This is a genomic window from Microbacterium sp. K41 (assembly GCF_004794395.1).
Lineage (GTDB): Bacteria > Actinomycetota > Actinomycetes > Actinomycetales > Microbacteriaceae > Microbacterium > Microbacterium sufflavum.
Genome location: NZ_SSDO01000353.1, coordinates 1 through 1,109, shown reverse-complemented (window position 1 = coordinate 1,109; position 1,109 = coordinate 1). Strand labels below are relative to the sequence as shown.

General features: G+C 75.6%; 1 protein-coding gene. It reads left to right on the top strand.

What is annotated here, in order from left to right; genetic code table 11:
• On the top strand, positions 1-1,109 hold a 1,109-nt coding region (locus DW309_RS10965), incomplete at both ends, for an aminotransferase-like domain-containing protein (protein ID WP_136045391.1).

The following is a 1,109-nucleotide window of genomic DNA, read 5'->3' as shown; positions in this document are numbered from 1 at the left end:
CGGCCGAGCGCTCCCTGGCGTCCGCGGTGTCGGTGTCGCGCGGCACGGTCGTCTCCGCCTACGCCGTGCTCGCGGAGCAGGAGCTCGTGGAGCGCCGCCAGGGGAGCGGCACCCGCGTGGCGGGGACGGGTGCCCCCACCGCCCCTGCGCGTCCCGGTCGCGGCGAGGCCCTGTTCTCCGCGGTGCCGAACACGATCGACCTGCTGCGCACGGTGCCGCAGATCCCGGAGCTCGGCGTGCAGCTGATCCGCGACCATCAGCCGCGTCTCGACCTCGCGCTGCTGCCCGAGACCGACCCCGCAGGGCTCCCGGTGCTGCGCGAGCTGATCGCCGAGATGTACCGCGCGGAGGGCACGCCCACCACGCCCGAGCAGATCCTTGTGACGCACGGCGCGCAGCAGGCGATCAGCCTCGTGGTGAACGCGCTCGTCGAGCCGGGCGACATCGTGCTCGCGGAGGAGATCACCTGGCCCGGGGTGACCGACAGCGTGGGGCTGCGCGGCGGCACCGTGCAGGGGGTGCCGATGGGCGCGGACGGCCTCGACGTGGTCGCGCTGGAGCAGGCGATGGCCCGGCTGCGCCCCGTGCTGGTGGCGCTCAACCCCCACCACCAGAACCCCACGGGCACGCGCCTGCCCGCCGCGGCCCGGCACCGCGTGGCCGAGCTTGCCGCGCAGTACGGTGTGCCGGTGATCGAGGACCGCGTCGTCGCGGGGATCTCGTTCGACGGGGTCGTGCCGCCCACGCTCGCCTCGGAACGACCGGACGCCCCCGTGATGGTCGTCGAGTCGGTGTCGAAGTGGGCGTGGGCGGGGCTGCGGATCGGGTGGCTGCGTGCCGACCCGGTGCTGGTGCGGCGTCTGCGCGGCGCCCGGCAGCTCGCCGACCAGTCCACGAGCGTGCCCGGTCAGCTGCTCGCGCTCGACCTCATCGCGCACGCCGACGAGCTGCGGCGGGCCAACAGCCGCGTACATCGGGAGCGGCTGCGGCTGCTGGAGCACCTGATGGCCGAGCACCTGCCCGACTGGACGTACGTGGCGCCGCGGGGCGGACTGGCGCTGTGGGCCGCGCTGCCCCGGGGGTCCGCGTCGGCTCTCGCCCGCGTCGCG